The sequence below is a fragment of the Mesorhizobium sp. P2_C7 genome (genome assembly GCF_056404515.1).
This window is the reverse complement of sequence record NZ_JBFUDW010000010.1, coordinates 85,764-102,759: the sequence shown is the minus strand read 5'-3', so window position 1 is coordinate 102,759 and position 16,996 is coordinate 85,764. Positions and strand designations below refer to the sequence as shown.

Here is a 16,996-nt window from a genome sequence, read left to right as displayed (position 1 = left end):
ACGGATATCCTGTTGCAACGCCGATTATAACACGGCTGATCTGCGTTACAACAGATATTATAACATGGCCGGTTCAGGCCTTCAGCAGCCGCTCCAGCAAGCGATCCGCCGCCTCCGGAATGACGGTGCCCGGCGGGAAGATTTCCGCCGCACCGGCTTGCAGCACCGCATCATAGTCTTGTGGCGGGATGACGCCGCCGGCGACGATCAGCATGTCGCCGCGGCCGAGCTTCTTCAGCGCATCCCGCAATTCCGGGATCAGCGTGAGATGTCCCGCCGCCAGCGACGAGGCGCCGATGATATGAACGTCATGCGCGACCGCCAGCTTGGCGATCTCATCCGGTGTCTGGAACATCGCACCGACGGTGACGTCGAAGCCGAGATCGGCGAAGGCGGTGGCGATGACTTTCTGTCCACGGTCGTGGCCGTCCTGTCCCATCTTGGCAACGAGGATGCGCGGCTTGCCGCCGGATTTCTTCTCAAAGGCTTCAAGCTTGTCCTGCAGCCCTTCGACCACGGAATTGTCGCCGAGTGCCTTTCGATAGACACCGGAGATCGTCTGCACCGTAGCGACATGGCGGCCGAAGGTTTTCTCCAGGGCGAACGAGATTTCGCCGACCGTGGCATTGGCACGCGCGGCGCGGACGGCGAACTCCAGCAGGTTTTCATTGCCTTCAGCGGCACGGGTCAGCGCATCGAGGGCGCTCTCGACCGCGCCGACATCGCGTGTGCCTTTCAGCCGCTGCAGCTTCGACAATTGCCGCGCCCTGACTTCGGCATTGTCGATCTTCAGCACGTCGACCTTGATGTCGGTCTCGGGGCGATGCGCATTGACGCCGACCAGCATCTGCTCGCCGGAATCGATACGCGCCTGCGTGCGGGCGGCCGCTTCCTCGATGCGCAGTTTGGGAATGCCTTGTTCGGTCGCCGCGGCCATGCCGCCGAGCGCCTCGACTTCCTCGATATGGGCAAGCGCGCGCGCCGCCAGGTCATGCGTCAGCCGTTCGAGATAGGCCGAACCGCCCCACGGGTCGATGATGCGCGTGGTGCCGGATTCCTTCTGCAGGATCAGCTGCGTGTTGCGGGCAATCCGCGCCGAATGGTCGGTCGGCAGCGCCATCGCCTCGTCGAAGGAATTGGTGTGCAGCGACTGGGTGTGGCCCTGCGTCGCCGCCATCGCCTCGATCATGGTGCGGATGATGTTGTTGTAGGGGTCCTGCGCCGTCAGCGACCAGCCCGAGGTCTGGCAATGGGTGCGCAATGATAGCGACCGCTCGTCCTTGGGCGAAAAATTCTTCGCCATCAAGGTCGCCCACAACAGGCGCGCAGCCCGCAGCTTGGCGACCTCCATGAAGAAATTCATGCCGATCGCCCAGAAGAAGGACAGGCGCGGCGCGAAGCGGTCGATATCGAGGCCCGCCGCAACGCCAGCGCGGGCATATTCGATGCCGTCGGCGATCGTATAGGCGAGCTCCAGGTCGGCCGTCGCTCCGGCCTCCTGCATGTGATAGCCGGAGATCGAGATCGAATTGAACTTCGGCATGTTCTTCGACGTATACGAGAAGATGTCCGAAACGATCCGCATCGAGGGCTTCGGCGGATAGATGTAGGTGTTGCGGACCATGAACTCCTTCAGAATGTCGTTCTGAATGGTTCCGGCGAGATCCTTCTGCGCAACGCCCTGTTCTTCCGCCGCCACGATGTAAAGCGCCATGATCGGCAGCACCGCGCCGTTCATGGTCATCGACACCGTCATGTCGCCGAGCGGAATGCCGTCGAAGAGCTGCCGCATGTCGAGGATGGAATCGATGGCGACGCCCGCCATGCCGACATCGCCGGCGACACGCGGATGGTCGCTGTCATAGCCGCGATGCGTGGCGAGATCGAAGGCGACCGACAGTCCTTTCTGGCCGGCGGCAAGATTGCGCCGGTAGAAGGCGTTGGACTCCTCGGCCGTCGAAAAGCCGGCATATTGCCGGATCGTCCAGGGCTGCTGGACATACATGGTCGGGTAGGGGCCGCGCACGAAGGGCGGCAGGCCCGGATATGTGTCGAGATGCGGCAACCCCTTGAGGTCGCCTTGATTGTACAGATGCTTGGCGATGAGGCCTTCCGGCGTTGTCCGCTGGCCTTTGACCTCGACGGGTGCGCGGCGTGGCGGCGCCCAACCGATCTGGCTGAAATCAGGGATCAAGAGGCGGCTCCGATCGATTGGTCGATGCGGACCGGAAACAGGGGTTCGCAGACGGCAACACCTTCGGTGAAGGCGGGCCGCCGTTCCGCTGCCAGCGTCTCGACGGGACGTTCGCTTTTGGACGGGTAGAGCGTGGTGCCGATGATGACCCGCTCGCCGGCCTGGTAGGCTGCGTTGCGTCGCGCCGCCGCGGCGTGAACGCGCTTCTGGATATGTCCGTCCTGAAGGCTGGACAGGACGCCGCCCTCGGCCTCGATTGTCTGCAGTTCCGCCCACGCCATCTCGCACAGTTCCGCAGTCAGCGCTTCGACGCCGCCGGAGCCATAGGCCGGATCGGCGACATGATCGATATGGCTTTCATTGGCCATGATCAGCTGCGCATTGCGGGCAACGCGGCGGGCAAAGGCCGCCGGCAAGCCATGCGCGATCGTGTGCGGCAGGATGGAGATCGAATCGGCGCCGCCGGATGCCGCGGCAAAGCAGGCAATCGTGGTGCGCAGGATGTTGGTCTCCGGATCCATGGCCGTCATCATGCGAAATGACGTCTCGGCATGGATATTGGCGGTGGAATTGGGGATCGAACAGGCCTCCTGCAGCCGTGCCCAGAGCCTGCGCAGCGCCCGGACCTTGGCCACCGACAGGAACTGGTCCTGGTCGACGCTGAGCGCGAAGCCGATATGGGGTGCGGCATAGACAAGCGGCTGCCGCGCCGTCTCGAACATTCTCAGGTAAGACACGGCCGAAGCCAGCATGATGCCAAGCTCTTGCGCCTCCGTGGCGCCCGCATTGTGGAACACGCGCCCGTCCGCCTCCAGGAGCACGCCCGGAACGCCCATCGAGAAGAAATGCGCCAGCGACTGCGGCATCGAGGCTTGCAGCGCCTCGATCGACATGCGCAGTCGGCCGGTTCCGGCGAAGATCGCCGCCGGATCGATGCCGAAGGAGAGGTTTAGCTTTGCCGGATCCGAACGGCGCTTGCTCAGGAACGCCACCAGCCAATCGGCCACGGCGCGGCTCCACGGATGGGCGTCGATACGGACCTGGATGCGGTTGAGCGGTATGCCGTCCAGCACCGTCTCCAGCGCCTGCGCCGTTCTCGGCAGGCCGTAGCCGAATGCGTTCGGCGCGCCTTCGAAGACAAGCGACAATCCGGTCGCGCCTTGCGCCACATCTTCCAGAGCTTGGGCTCTGGCGCGCTCGATATCCGGATCATCGATGCGCTGGCTGACGATCCAGGGCAATTTCGGGTTTGCGCGCACGATCGGTTCCGCTGCGATGCTGCGGTCGTAGAGCGGTTCGATGCGGATGTTGTCGTCGGTATGAGAGACCAGCTTTTCCTCGAAGGATGCGCCGGCCAACGCCTTTTCCGCCAGGGCCACCCATCGCTGGCGCTCGGCATTCTCTGGTTCAACGTCCTGGATCAAGGCTCCGGCGCCCATCCGTCTTCCTCGTTTTCATGCGGCCGCACCAGCCTGGAGCAGTTCAGTCTAAGGTCCACGGTCCGATATCGCAATGCAATGCGCTTTCAGGGTCGGAATTCAATCCACCAGATATAGGTAGCCTGCATGGACGAACCATGAACGATTGCCAAACACCGGCAAAATCCGCAAGTTCCAAAAAACCGATTTGGACGATTGGGCCGGATTTGGACGATTGGCCCCACTTGAACGATTGGCATTGTCGCTGTGCAAGGGCCTCACTATACCTGCGGCAAGGCCACTGGCTTTAAACACATCAGTTTGCGGAGACCGGACATATGGCTGACGACACCAGCATTTTCATCGGCGCCAGCCGCAAGCCGGACGACAGCTATCAGCGTGCCGAGCACCTGCTGCTGCAATATGGAAATCGTCACGGCCTGGTGACCGGCGCAACCGGCACGGGCAAGACCGTCAGCTTGCAGATTCTTGCCGAAGGTTTTTCCAATGCGGGCGTGCCGGTGTTCTGCGCCGACATCAAGGGCGACCTGTCCGGCATCGCCATGATGGGCACGGCACAGGATTTTCTGGTCAAGCGGGCCGAGCAGATCAAGCTGGACCCCTATGACCTCCAGGAATTTCCGGTCATTTTCTGGGATCTGTTCGGCGAGCAGGGCCATCCGATCCGCGCCACCGTTTCCGAAATGGGGCCGCTGCTTCTATCACGCCTGATGAACCTGACGGAGGCACAGGAAGGCATCATGAACATCGCCTTCCGCCTGGCGGACGAGGAAGGCCTGCTGCTGCTCGACATGAAGGACCTGCAGGCGCTGCTGGCCAACATCGCCGAGCGCGCCGACGAACTGGGTTCGCGTTACGGCAATGTGACCAAGCCTTCAGTGGGGGCCATTCAGCGCACGCTCCTGGTTCTGGAGCAGCAAGGTGCGGCGCACTTCTTCGGCGAGCCGGCTTTGCGCATCGCCGACATCATGCGCACCACCCGTGACGGGCGCGGCGCCATCAGCGTGCTTGCCGCCGACAAGCTGATGATGAATCCGCGGCTCTATGCGACCTTCCTGTTGTGGCTGATGTCGGAGCTGTTCGAGGTGCTGCCCGAAGTCGGCGATCCCGACAGGCCAAAGCTGGTGTTCTTCTTCGACGAGGCGCATCTGCTTTTCGAGGACGCGCCGAAAGTGCTGATCGATCGCGTCGAGCAGGTGGTTCGCCTGATCCGCTCGAAGGGCGTTGGCGTCTATTTCGTCACGCAAAACCCGCTCGACGTTCCAGAAACCGTTCTCGCCCAGCTCGGCAACCGGGTGCAGCACGCGCTGCGCGCCTATACGCCGCGCGAGCAGAAGGCAGTGAAGACCGCGGCCGAAACCTTCAGGCCGAATCCCGACTTCGATTGCGCCACCGCGATCACCCAGCTTGGCACCGGCGAGGCGCTGGTCTCGACGCTCGAAACCAAGGGTGTTCCGTCCATGGTGCAGCGAACGCTGATCCGCCCGCCGGCCTCGCGCCTTGGGCCGATCACCCCTGCCGAGCGGCAAAAGCTGATCCAGGAAAGCCCGGTCGCCGGCCAGTACGATCAGGTCATCGATCGCGAATCGGCTTTCGAGATGCTGCAGAAAAAGGCCAGGGAGGCGCAGGACGCCGCAGAGCAGGCGCAGCAGGCGGGAGGCGGCGGTTCGCGCTGGACCATTCCCGGCTTCGGCAATGACGACCCGGCACCGCAATCGGGTGGCAGGCGCGCACCGGCGCCGCGCCCGTCCAATCGCCAGACGGTGGCGGAAGCCGCGATCAAGTCTGTGGTGCGCTCGGTGGGTTCGTCGGTCGGCCGGGCGATCGTGCGCGGGATATTGGGGAGTTTGTCCAGGGGGCGGTAAGGAGCGGCGGTTATGCGACAAAGGCGCTAGGCGCTGATGCGCTGAACGTCTTGATTTGGGCCGACTACCGACCGTCCGCTGCTGGGCTATCCAAGATGAAAGAGGTCACACAACCATCGGATGCCATGGTTTGGAATCAGCTCCAAAGCGGTCGAAAATAGACTTCTCCGGCATAGGCACAGTTACGCGGCCTCGCCTCGAAGACGTACTACGTCCTTGGATGGGGGCAGCCCGAACTGCCGCGCATATTCCCGGCTGAACTGGTTCGGGCTTTCGTAGCCGACACTGAAGGCCACAGATGTTGCGCTTCCCTCTCCTGCCATCAGAAGCGTGCGGGCATGCAGCAGGCGGATCTGCTTTTGATATTGGATGGGGCTCAGCGCTGTGACGGCCTTGAAGTGGCGGTGGAATGCCGAGACGCTCAGGGCCGCCATCTCGGCGAGCCCCTCGACCCTCAGGGGCTTTGCGAAATTCTGCCGAATCCATTGGATCGCGACTCCGATCCGTGAGAGCGCCGCGTCGGGCGCCGCGATGTCCCGTAGCATCCAGCCCAAGGGTCCCTGAAGCACCCGGAACAGGATCTCCCGTTCGTAGGCAGGCGCGAGCACGGCGACCTCGTCCGGCCGGCCCATAAGCCGGAGCATCCGCACCCACGCGTCGAGAAATTCCTCGCTAACGGGGGCAACCGAGAAGCCCGATCCGAAGAGCTTACTGCACACCTGCACCGGCAGGTCACTGATCAGCGCCGCGACAGTCGGAGGGTGGAGCGTCAGACTGACCGCGAGATATGGCTCCCCTGTGGCCGACGGATGCACCGACCCCACGGCCGGCAGATCGACCGACATGACGAAATAAGTGGCGGGGTCATAGGCGAAGGTCCGTTCGCCGACGGTCATTGTCTTTGAGCCGGTCAGGATCAGGTTGATCATTGGCTCGTAGACGGCCGAAAGCCGGTGCTCCGGTATTTCGCCCTGGACCATGGCGACGCGGGGAATTCCTGTTTCCGTCCGGCGGTTTTCGGCCGACGAGGCCAGGCTGCGCAGTTCCTGAAGTTGCTTTTCCATAGGGTCGACCGTGACAGGCCAGGAAAGGCTTTGCAAGCGCGAAGCAGAAATAGGCAAGCTTCAGGGAGAAATGGGTGAGCGCGGGAGACGTTGCAGGCTTAGCTTCAAGTCACACCGAACACAGAGGAAAGACCCATGAAGATCGTCATCGTCACCGGAAGCAGCCGAGGCCTCGGAGCGAGCACCGCCGTCGAATGCGCCCGCAACGGCATGGGCGTGGTCGTAACCTACAACAGCAATCCCGAAAAAGCAGCGGAGGTAGTGAGGACGATCGTGCAGAGCGGCGGCAGGGCCCTGGCCCTGAAGCTCGACGTCGGAAACGTCAGTTCCTTCCGGGCGTTTCGTGACGCCCTCGCCGCCCAACTGCAATCCGTCTGGGGCCGTGGGGATTTCGACTATCTCGTCAACAACGCCGGATACGGCCTCTTCAATCCGATCGCCACCGTGACGGAAGAATAGTTCGACGGGCTGTTCAACGTCCATCTCAAGGGACCTTTCTTCCTGACCCAGATCCTCCTGTCAATGATGGCCGACGGCGGCCAGGTCATCAACATCACCAGCGCCACCTCGCGCGTGGCGACGACCGGCGTTGCACCCTATGCCTCGTTCAAGGGTGGCCTCGAAGTCCTGACCCGCTACATGGCCAAGGAGTTCGGCGAGCGGGGGATCAGGGCGAACTCGATTGCACCCGGTGCAATCCGCACCGAACTGGGTGGCGGCCTGAACGACGAGTTCGAGGCGATGCTCGCGAGCCAGACCGCGCTCGGCCGCGTCGGCGAACCCGAAGAGATCGGTGGCGTCGTCGCCAGCCTTCTGTCCGGCGAGAACCGCTGGATCAATGCCCAGAACATCGAGGTCGCGGGCGGCTACGTCATCTGACCAAAGGAGAGCAGCATGCTCGACCACGTTTTCATCTCCGTCAGCGACATCGCCCGTTCGATCGCCTTCTACGAGGTAGCGCTTGCACCGCTCGGCATTACTCACGTGCTCGACTACGACGGAAAGGATGGTCCACGCGGCCATCCGGACCTAAAGGGTTTTGGCGCGAACGGAAGAGTCTTCTTCTGGCTCCGCGATGGCGTCGTCGAAGGCCGTGCGGCTCATGTCGGCTTCGTCGCCAATGGCCTAACTCAGGTCGACGCCGCCTTCGATGCCGCCATGGCCGCAGGCGCTTCCGAGGTCCATCCGCCCGGAGCGCAGCTCCACTACGACCCACGCTACTACGCCGCGCAGGTTCTCGACCCCGACGGCTATGGCATCGAATTCGTCTACAAAGAATGGCAGCACTAACATGACAAAACTGATGATCTATGGCGCGACCGGCTACACCGGCCGGATGGCGGCAGAGCATGCAACGGCGGCAGGTACGCCACTCGTGCTCGCCGGTCGCAGCGAAGCGGCCCTGTCGAAGCTCTCCGCTGATCTTGGCATGGAATACCGCGTCTTCGGTCTCGAAGACGCGGCGGCGATCGGCAGGGGCTTTGCCGGCATTTCCGTCCTCCTGAACTGCGCCGGGCCGTTCATGCGCACCGCCGACGCCCTGATGACGGCGTCGATCCGCAACGGCATCCACTATCTCGACACCGCAGCGGAGCTCAACAGCTACCGGTTGGCTGAAGGACTCGACGACGAGGCGAAAGCCGCGGGCGTCATGCTCATGCCGGGCGGCGGTGGCAGCGTTGCTATGCTCGGCAGTCTCGCCGGACATGGCGCTGCGCGCGTCGCGAATCCTCGCAAGATCAGGATCGCGCTGTATGTCGCAGGCGGACTTTCCCGAGGATCGGCGATCAGCGCCATGGAGAACGTCACCGTCGAGACCCTGGCGCGTGTGGATGGCGAACTGGTCGCCGTAGCTGCCGACGGTATCCGGAAGTTTGACTTCGGCAAGGGGGCGGTCGACTGCTTCCCGGTGACGCTGCCCGATCTCATCACGATCTGGCGGTCGACGGGCGTCCCTAATGTCGAGACTTTTGTGCATGTGACAGGCGACGGCTTTCCGCAGGGCGATCTCTCCCCGCTTCCGGATGGGCCGAGTGAAGAGGATCGTCTCGCGAACCGATACCAGGCGGCCGTCGAAGTCACCGACGCGGAAGGTCACGTGACCTGCTCGCTTCTCGACACGGTCAACGGCTATACTTTCACCGCGATGGCTGCGGCCGAAGCTGGCCGCCGTGTGCTCGCAGGCGAAGTCCGCCCCGGCTTCCAGGCGCCCGCCGTTTTGTTCGGAAGCGGCTTCGCTCAGACCATCGCCGACACCACGATCGTTGATATCTGAGGAACGCACGATGCAGAAGCTCGTCGAATCCTTCATCGCGACCGCAAACGCCTTCGACGTTGAGGGCGCGCTGTCACTGTTCGCTCCCGATGCCGTCATCGACGATGTTTCGGTCGGCGACGCCTTCGCCGGCAGGGATGGCGTCCAGATCTATTTCGAGCGGTTCTTCGTTGGTTACAACACCGCAAGCAGGCTGCTGTCCATCGAGACTCTGGACAACTTCAACGCGAACGTACGCCTCGATTTCACGGGAGATTTCGGCAACGAGGTGGGCATCCTCAAGATCGCGATCAATTCTGAGGGCCTCATCGAGCGGATCGACGCCGATCTCGAGTAGCAGGCCTACCTTACAGTCTCATCAAGACAACGAACATCTGCGCCTGAGGCGCGAATGCCAGGGAAGGCACGCATCTGCAAGCCTCCGGCACAAGAAGGAGTATGTTCATGACAATCTCGCCATCTCTCACTCAGGGGGCTGCCGACAAGCTGGCTGTCGTCGAAGCGCTGTATCGCTTCGCGGCTGGTATCGACCTCCGAGACAAGGAGCTTCTCTCGTCGTCGCTCGCAGAAAACGCGGTCTCAGACTTCCGGCTCGCCGCCGCCAAGGCCGGGTTCGAATATCCAGTTATCAAAGGTCGGGATGTCATTGTCGCGGCCCTGTCGACGTCGCTCAGCATGCTGGACACCACCCACTCCGTCAGTAATCCGCGTGTGACCATCGACGGCGACACGGCGCGCATGGATGTGTTCGTGGAAGCGCAGCACGTTCCCCGTGGCGATCCCTCGCGTCACTATCTGATGAAGAACCGCTACGACGTCGAGCTGATCCGGGCAGGCGATGTCTGGGTCATCACGCGAAATACGGTGGACAATGTCTGGCGGACGGGCGATCTGACGGTTCTCTCCGAGATCTAAGTCTCAAAAGAAGACGACGCGAACGGAATGGCGGTGGGGCTTTTGTTTCCGCCGCCATTCTCACGCTTCCGCTGGACGACGGCGTCGCCGGACCATTCGAAGCCGGCGCTGACGCCGTCTGGTGCGGCAGCCGTTTCCCTGTTTCGCAAGAGGCCGAAGCGCAAGATGCCTAAAGAGAGCACGTACTAGCTGCTGATGTTGGCGACCATCCACGACCCCGAGTGGCCCGATCAGATCAGACGATCCTCGTTATGAAATCGATGTTGCCCCGTGTCGCTTTGGAGTAAGGACAGATCTCGTGCGCTCCATCCACCAGAATTTGTACGACATCACGCTCCAGATCCGGCACGGCAATATCCAGTTGGACACTGAGAAAGTGGCCGTTTTCTCCGTAGTTCAGGTTGACCTCCGCCTTGATGCTCACCCCTGCAGGCAGCGCGATTTTTCGTTCGTGGGCTGCAGATGCGATTGCGCTTGCGAAGCTGGCCGACCAGCCGGCCGCGAGCAACTGCTCCGGATTGGTGCCAATGCGCGCCGATCCGGGCGCCGAAAGCCAGATGTCCAGAAGGCCGTCGGAGCTGCGCGAGGCGCCATTTTCGCGGCCGCCCGTAGTTGCGGTCCTGGCCGTGTAGACAACCCTTGCGATGCGGCTCATGGGCATTCTTTTTGCTGGCAGCGGTAACCGCCGGGGGCGGTTACCGCGAACTCGATCAGGCGTCGACCTCGACAACGGCATCAGCGAAGGCCTGCGGCGCTTCCTGGGGCAGGTTGTGCCCGATGCCTCCGGTGACAACCCGATGCGCGTATCTCCCTGAGAACATCTTGGCGTACGCGCTGGCGTCCGGATGCGGCGCCCCATTGGCGTCGCCCTCGAGCGTGACTGTCGGCACGCCGATGACCGGTGCCTGCGCGAGTCGCTCCTCAAACGCGTCATATCGCTGCTCGCCGGCGGCCAGTCCGAGCCGCCAGCGATAGTTGTGGACCACAATGGCCACGTGATCGGGGTTGTCCAAGGCCGCGGCACTGCGCTCGAATGTGGCATCGTCGAAGTTCCACTGGGGGGACGCGAGTTGCCAGATCAGCTTGGCGAAATCTCGTGTGTATTTCTCGTAGCCAGCGCGGCCGCGATCGGTGGCGAGGTAATATTGATACCACCATTGCAACTCGACCTTGGGTGGCAGCGGCAGCTTGCCGGCTTGCTGGTTGCCGATGAGGTAGCCGCTCACGGAGACCAAAGCCTTGCAGCGTTGAGGCCATAGCGCGGCAATGATGTTCGCGGTGCGGGCGCCCCAGTCGCAGCCGCCGATCGTCGCCTTTTCGATCCCCAGTGCGTCCATCAGGGCGACAATGTCGGCGGCGATCGCCGACTGCTGGCCGTTGCGAATCGTATCGTGCGACAGGAAACGCGTTGGCCCGTATCCGCGCAGGTACGGCACGATCACGCGGTGGCCTTTCGCCGCCAGCCGAGGCGCGACATTGGCATAGGTGTGGATGTCATACGGCCAGCCATGCAGCAGGATGACGGGTGGGCCGTCGGCGGGTCCGAGCTCGGCATAGCCGACGCTCAACAGGCCGGCATCGATCTGCTTCAAGGGTCCGAAGGTCGCCGCTACGGGCTCTCCCGTCGCCTCTTGCGCTTGTGCCCGGCCCATCAGGCCGAACTGAGTGGCGGCGAGAGCCATCGCGGTGGCGCCAAAGAACCGTCGGCGTTCCTGGTCGATCTCATCAGGGATATTGAACGAATGCATTTGAGAACCTCTGTTGTTATCGGGACGATCAGCCAAACGTGAAGGCAAAGACCTCCACGCCCAAGTCGAGAAACTCGATCTCGAACTGGCGATCGACGATGGGGTTCGATTGTCGAATCAGCTGGTACAGGCGCTGCTCTGTCACTGCACCTTCGCCCTTTTCATTGACGTCGACGCCGTAAGCCGTGCCTGGTGGCTGTCCGTCGATCAGCACGCGAAATCTCACAGACGTTCCCGGCGATGCCGGACCCATGACCAGATGAAGGTCGCGTGCGTGGAAACGGTAGACGATGCGGCCGTCGGGCTTGTTCAGTACGGCGTTTTCTTTCCTGACCGTCCAATCGCCAGACAGCCCCCACTCATTCAGGCGTAACCGCGCCGGCAATTCGTAGGCATGCGGCTCGTCCAAGACCAGCTCGCCGCTGGATGCAAAATTCTGGGTGCGTTCATATCCGGAATAGTTCTCCGGAGACTTGAGGCTCTCCCAATCGGCCGCCGCTTCGATGCCGCGGCCATCCACCGACACAGGCTCACTATCGAATCCGCCAGCGCCAGCCTCGGCCAGCAATTCCTGGATGACCATTTCCGATTGTTGGTATGACCCCTCGCCAAAATGACGATACCGGACACGTCCCTGCGAATCGATGAAGTAGAGTGCCGGCCAATACTGGTTGCTGAAGGCCCGCCATATGAGATGCTCGTTGTCGACGGCGATCGGATAATCGATCCGCAGGTCTTTCGCCGCCCGGTGCACGTTGTTCAGGTCTTTTTCGAATGCGAACTCCGGCGCGTGGATTCCGATCACCACCAAACCATGCTTCCGGTATTTCTCGTCCCAGGCCTGCACGTAGGGAAGCGTGCGCAGCCAGTTGATGCAGGTGTAGGTCCAGAAATCGATGAGGACGACCTTGCCATGCAAGGCCGACGCCGTCAGCGGCGGTGAATTTATCCACTCGTGCGCCGCTTCAAGCGAAGCAAGCTCCGATTTTTCCTCAAGCCGGTAAGTAGAGAGTTCGTGAAGAAACGGAACCCGCATTGGTGTGGAGATTATGGACTGCGCCAAGTTCGTGCCTCCTAGAAAACCGGCAATCGGAGCCCCGATTGCCGTTGCGAGCGCCGCGGCGAGCAGCAGCTTGGTTGCTTTCATCAACGACGCCTTTTGGTTCGATATCGATGTCGTCGCGCGAACGGTTCGAATGCGCACCGCGCGCCCAACCCTTCACAGCGGAAGCGTGTTGCCAGCCTGCTCAGCCACCATGTATTTCGCGTACCAGTCCGGCCAGTTCTCATCGCGCCGACCGCCGTTGCGCTTCTCGTGCTCGCCGTGGGCCTCCGACGCGCGTCGCAGCGCGGAAGCAAGATCCGCCTCGGAAGCATAGGTCGTGGTGCTGGAGTCGATGCGACCGGGAAACCGGGTGGTGATTTCCTGAAGCAACCATTCGTTGCCGTCCGGATCTTTGAAGGTAGCGAACGAGGAGTAGCTGCGTCGCTGGGGATCGCGGCCTTTCACCGTTGGCTTGCCGGGGCCTTCGCGATGAAACGCCTCGCTGACCTCGACGCCGCGGCCGATAAGCTCGGCGCGAGCCGATTCAATGTCCGAAACGATAAGATAAAGTCCGCTTGCAGAGCCGGGCGCGACCGTCGTGATCCCAGTGCCGAAGTGTATCGAGGCCGGCGAGCCGGGAGGTGTGAACTGTATCCCGCGGAACGTGTCTCCAACGACAAAGTCAGCGTCGAGTCTCCACCCCAGCCGTTCGTAGAATTGCTTGGCGCGCTCCACATTCGAGACGGGAATGACAACAACTTCGAGCTTCATGTCGAGGGAGCGTGGCCTTTGTGTCTCAACTGCGATACTGCTGACAGTGCTAGTGATGTCCATATTTACCTCCTGCGTTAAGTTGCGTGAGAAGCTCGTCTCGCGTGCGGCTCGGGACAGAACCCGAATGCCGCGAGTTCTAGCCAGGTAGGTGCCGGCGACGCCGTCCGTTCAATCGAAGTACTCATTGCGGAAGCGGTTGGCCGGCGTGCTCCGCCACCAAGTACTCGGCGTACCAGTCCGGCCAGTTCTCATCACGCTGGCCGCCTGTCCGCTGCTCGTGCTCGCCATGAGCCACAGATGCACGCCGAAGCGCGGCTGCGAGTTCGGCCGACGAGACAAATGTGGCGCCTCCAGCGTCGACGCGGCCTGGTGCTCGCGCAGTGACCTCCTGCAAGAGCCAGTTGTTTCCGGCCGGGTCGCTGAAGGAAGCCCACGAGGCGTAGCTGCGTCTTTCCGGATCGGGCCCGCTGACGCGCCCTTGTTCACCGGCATAGTGATACACTTCGCTTACGTCGACCCCGCGATCGGCGAGTTCGGCGCGTGCTGCCTCGATGTCCGACACGACGAGTTCACCAGCGGTTTCGAGGATGTCGAGCTCGATACGAGCATAAGGGCCTGGTGCAACGCCTGAGCCGAAGACAACCGAACACTGGGAGCCAGGAGGCGTAAACTGGATGATATGAAATTCGTCGCCGATGAGGTCGGCGTCCAGCCGCCAACCCAAGCCTTCATAGAACAGCCTGGCGCGGTCGACATCGGAAACTGGAATGACTACGACCTCGAGCTTGATATCGACTGCGGTGTTGCTGCGGGTAGTGGCAATCGTCATGTCTGCCTCCTCAGTTGAGTTTGATGGGAATGCTTCTTTGTGCCTCCGGTCAGTTCAGTTTCTTTGCCGCAGCGACCTGAAGGCAGCGCGCAACTCGGCGGAGAAGAGCTCCGGCTGTTCCCACGCGGCGAAGTGGCCGCCCTTGTCGACCTCATGGAAGTAAATCAGGTTGGGGTAGGCGCGCCGGGCCCACGTCTCGGGGGCCTGATAGCCTTCTCCCGGAAAGACCGTGATGGCGACCGGGAGCGAAACTTCGTTGGTCTTTTCAGGGTCGGCAAAAACGGGACTGCGCCCGCCGCCGTACTCCCAGTAAATTCGCCCGGACGAGGTGGCGGTGTTCGTCAACCAGTACAGAGTTATGTCGTCCAGCACCTCGTCCGGCGACTTTTCAGGGTCGCTGTCGTCGTAGGTCCAGCCTGAAAAGCCCGGATGCCCGAGCATCCACGCTGCGAGCCCCGCAGGGGAGTTATTGATGGCGTAGCCGATCGTCTGCGGTCGGGTGCCCATCATCGTGGCGTAGGATCTATTCCCCATCTTGGCGGCCATGCTGAGCGCGTCGAATGCCGTGCGCTCCTTACCCGTCAGGCCTGCCGGCACTGGTCCGCCGCTGGCGAGCACAGCAGCTATCTCAGGTGGTACGACAGCCGGCAGGTTGACATGGATGCCAAGAAGTCCTGCAGGGGCCAGGCGGCCCATTGCATTCGAAACGGGGGAGCCCCAGTCGCCACCTTGGGCGACGTATTCCGTATAGCCTAGGCGCTTCATCAGCTCTGCCCAGGCTCGCGCAATGCGGTCTGTACCCCAGCCGGTCTCGGTTGGCTTGCCGGAGAAGCCGAAACCTGGCAACGACGGCAGTACAAGGTCGAACGCGTCCTCAGGACTGCCGCCATGCGCGGTGGGATCGGTGAGCGGGCCGACCGTTTTGAGCAGTTCCAGGACCGAGCCAGGCCAGCCATGCGTCATGATCAGCGGCAGGGCATGGGGATGTTTCGAGCGAACGTGGATAAAGTAAATGTCCACGCCGTCGATCGTGGTCATGAACTGAGGCAGGGAATTCAGCTTCGCTTCCGCTGTCCGCCAGTCGTAGGCCGTGCCCCAATACTCGACGAGCGGCCTGATCTTCGCGAGCTGAATGCCCTGCGACTGGTCACCGACGGTCTCCCGGTCAGGCCACCGTGTTTCTGCAATACGCCTGCGAAGATCGTCGAGCGCCGCTTGCGGCACCTGGATTTTGAAGGGCCGGATCGAGCGATCCTCGGCCGGGTTTGCGAAGGCAGGCGCGGAGAGGGTGCAAAGCCCGAACGCCTGCGCAGCGATAGCGAGCACGGTGCAAGCCACAGCGGCGGCAAGCGTCTTGATGTGGGGGGTCATTGCAGTCGCTCCCTTAGGAAGTTCGCTACGCAGCTACCGCAGGGCGGAAGATGACACACGTCCGGTGCGCCATCCCCCGCCAACACGTCAGGTCTGCAACGTCTTGAATGTTGCGCGCACCTCATCGGTGAAGATCTTCGGCTGTTCCCAGGCCGCGAAATGGCAGCCCTTGTCTGTGCGGCCGTAATGCAGAAGCTTCGGGAACGCGCGTTCAGTCCAGCTCTTCGGCGCTGTGTAGATTTCGCTGGGGTTCGCAGTGGCGCCGACAGGAATTGTGATGCCCTTGGCGTCGAAGAAGCCGGCCTTCGCCGTTTGCGAGTGTTCCCAATAGAGACGTGCCGACGAGATCGCCGTGTTGGTCAGCCAGTAGAACGTGATGTTGTCGAGGATGTCGTCGCGGGTAAGGCCCTCCGACTCTCCGTCGAAGGAGCGGGCGATCAGCGCACAACTGTCCGCATCGTGATCGAGGATCCACGCCGCCAGGCCGGCCGGTGAATCGACGATCCCGTAGAGCGTTTGCGGACGAAGCGCCATTTCGTTGGCGTAGCCCAGGCCGTTCTTGTAGAAAAACGCGACCTGCTCGTAGGCGCGCTTCTCGTCGGGGCCGAGATCGGCAGGGGGCGGGCTGCCAGAGGCAAGCGCCTTCACAATCTCGGGCGGAATGGTCCCTGGCATGTTCGTGTGGATGGCGGCCAGTTCGGGAGGTGCGATCAGTGCCATCTGTTCGGTGATAAGTGCTCCCCAATCGCCACCCTGCGCGACGTACCGGTCGTAGCCGAGGCGCTTCATCAGCACGATCCACGCCCGCGCGATGCGCGCTGGATCCCAACCGGTTTCGGTGGGCTTGCCGGAAAAGCCGTAGCCCGGCATCGACGGGATCACCACGTCGAACGCGTCGGCCTCGGCACCGCCGTGCGCAGTGGGATTGGTGAACGGATCGATGATCTTCAGGAGTTCGATGACCGAACCGGGCCAGCCATGCGTGATGATGACAGGCAGGGCGCCCTGATGCTTGGATTTCACGTGGATGAAGTGGATGTCGAGGCCGTCGATCTCGGTGACGAAATTCGGCAGCGCCTTCAACCGCGCCTCGCATTTGCTCCAATCATATTCCGTTCCCCAGTACTTCATGAGCTTCTGCATCGTGGCGAGTTGTACGCCCTGCGTTGGCCCTACCGTCGCCGGGGTCGACCAGATCCGCCGGGAGGCCTCGTCGGATACGAGCTCGCGCTCGGGCCAGCGCGTAGCGACGATGCGCCGGCGAAGTTCGGTGAGCTCTTCCTGCGGGAAACTAACGGTGAAGGGGCGGATGCCATCGCTGGTTGATGCGGCGGCCTTTTGTGACGGGAGCAGGCTCGCGGCGCCTGCGGCGGCGATGCCGACCGCGGCAGTGCCCAAAAGTCGCCGGCGATCCTGGTCGATTGTTTCGGAGGTTCTGGTCGTGTCCATGTGACTCTCCTGGGGTTGATGGATGCGA

At 62.3% G+C, this 16,996-nt stretch carries 15 protein-coding genes and 1 pseudogene; 6 read left to right on the top strand and 10 right to left on the bottom strand.

Annotated features, from left to right (window positions below; translation table 11 throughout):
• Positions 1-73 precede the first annotated feature (73 nt).
• Together scpA and AC1D2G_RS21210 are read right to left on the bottom strand one after the other, a co-directional pair.
• Complete coding sequence (scpA, locus tag AC1D2G_RS21215; protein WP_477416438.1) at positions 74-2,194, bottom strand: methylmalonyl-CoA mutase; 2,121 nt, start codon at positions 2,192-2,194, stop codon at positions 74-76.
• A complete protein-coding gene (locus AC1D2G_RS21210) occupies positions 2,191-3,633 on the bottom strand; it encodes a methylmalonyl-CoA mutase subunit beta (protein WP_477416436.1) in 1,443 nt (480 codons plus the stop codon). The genes scpA and AC1D2G_RS21210 overlap by 4 nt, the downstream gene beginning before the upstream one ends.
• Positions 3,634-3,950: 317 nt before the next feature.
• On the opposite strand from AC1D2G_RS21210, the gene AC1D2G_RS21205 reads away from it, so the two are divergent.
• Positions 3,951-5,498 carry a helicase HerA-like C-terminal domain-containing protein gene (locus AC1D2G_RS21205; protein ID WP_477416434.1) on the top strand — a complete coding sequence of 516 codons (1,548 nt, stop codon included), beginning with the start codon at positions 3,951-3,953 and terminating at the stop codon, positions 5,496-5,498.
• Positions 5,499-5,680: 182 nt separating this feature from the next.
• Here AC1D2G_RS21205 and AC1D2G_RS21200 read toward each other — a convergent pair whose 3' ends face one another.
• On the bottom strand, positions 5,681-6,562 hold the full coding sequence (locus AC1D2G_RS21200; protein ID WP_477416432.1) for an AraC family transcriptional regulator: 882 nt from the start codon (positions 6,560-6,562) through the stop codon (positions 5,681-5,683).
• A 135-nt stretch (positions 6,563-6,697) separates the two neighbouring features.
• On the opposite strand from AC1D2G_RS21200, the pseudogene AC1D2G_RS21195 reads away from it, so the two are divergent.
• The 5 genes and pseudogenes from AC1D2G_RS21195 to AC1D2G_RS21175 all read left to right on the top strand — a co-directional run bounded on the left by AC1D2G_RS21195 (position 6,698) and on the right by AC1D2G_RS21175 (position 9,752).
• Positions 6,698-7,441 (top strand): annotated as a pseudogene (locus AC1D2G_RS21195) (SDR family NAD(P)-dependent oxidoreductase).
• Between the two features lie 15 nt (positions 7,442-7,456).
• Positions 7,457-7,852: a VOC family protein gene (locus tag AC1D2G_RS21190; protein WP_477416430.1), complete on the top strand. Its 396-nt coding sequence runs from the start codon at positions 7,457-7,459 to the stop codon at positions 7,850-7,852.
• Between the two features lie 13 nt (positions 7,853-7,865).
• The gene (locus AC1D2G_RS21185) at positions 7,866-8,837 is read left to right on the top strand and encodes a saccharopine dehydrogenase family protein (RefSeq protein WP_477416428.1); all 972 of its coding nucleotides are present in this window, start codon (positions 7,866-7,868) and stop codon (positions 8,835-8,837) included.
• 10 nt (positions 8,838-8,847) lie between these two features.
• Complete coding sequence (locus tag AC1D2G_RS21180; RefSeq protein ID WP_477416426.1) at positions 8,848-9,174, top strand: nuclear transport factor 2 family protein; 327 nt, start codon at positions 8,848-8,850, stop codon at positions 9,172-9,174.
• 107 nt (positions 9,175-9,281) lie between these two features.
• Positions 9,282-9,752, top strand: coding sequence for a nuclear transport factor 2 family protein (locus tag AC1D2G_RS21175; RefSeq protein ID WP_477416424.1), 471 nt, complete (start codon positions 9,282-9,284; stop codon positions 9,750-9,752).
• Positions 9,753-9,987: 235 nt separating this feature from the next.
• On the opposite strand, the gene AC1D2G_RS21170 is transcribed toward AC1D2G_RS21175, so the two are convergent.
• The 7 genes from AC1D2G_RS21170 to AC1D2G_RS21140 form a co-directional block, all read right to left on the bottom strand.
• Complete coding sequence (locus AC1D2G_RS21170; protein ID WP_477416422.1) at positions 9,988-10,407, bottom strand: Ohr family peroxiredoxin; 420 nt, start codon at positions 10,405-10,407, stop codon at positions 9,988-9,990.
• A 55-nt stretch (positions 10,408-10,462) separates the two neighbouring features.
• Positions 10,463-11,500, bottom strand: coding sequence for an alpha/beta fold hydrolase (locus tag AC1D2G_RS21165; protein WP_477416560.1), 1,038 nt, complete (start codon positions 11,498-11,500; stop codon positions 10,463-10,465).
• A 28-nt stretch (positions 11,501-11,528) separates the two neighbouring features.
• A complete protein-coding gene (locus tag AC1D2G_RS21160) occupies positions 11,529-12,647 on the bottom strand; it encodes a redoxin domain-containing protein (protein WP_477416420.1) in 1,119 nt (372 codons plus the stop codon).
• 72 nt (positions 12,648-12,719) lie between these two features.
• Positions 12,720-13,379: a VOC family protein gene (locus AC1D2G_RS21155; RefSeq protein ID WP_477226185.1), complete on the bottom strand. Its 660-nt coding sequence runs from the start codon at positions 13,377-13,379 to the stop codon at positions 12,720-12,722.
• Between the two features lie 121 nt (positions 13,380-13,500).
• On the bottom strand, positions 13,501-14,148 hold the full coding sequence (locus AC1D2G_RS21150; RefSeq protein WP_477416418.1) for a VOC family protein: 648 nt from the start codon (positions 14,146-14,148) through the stop codon (positions 13,501-13,503).
• A 54-nt stretch (positions 14,149-14,202) separates the two neighbouring features.
• A complete protein-coding gene (locus AC1D2G_RS21145; RefSeq protein WP_477416416.1) occupies positions 14,203-15,519 on the bottom strand; it encodes an epoxide hydrolase family protein in 1,317 nt (438 codons plus the stop codon).
• 87 nt (positions 15,520-15,606) lie between these two features.
• Positions 15,607-16,968, bottom strand: a complete 1,362-nt coding sequence (locus tag AC1D2G_RS21140; RefSeq protein ID WP_477416414.1) for an epoxide hydrolase family protein — start codon at positions 16,966-16,968, stop codon at positions 15,607-15,609.
• Between the last annotated feature and the right edge of the window lie 28 nt (positions 16,969-16,996).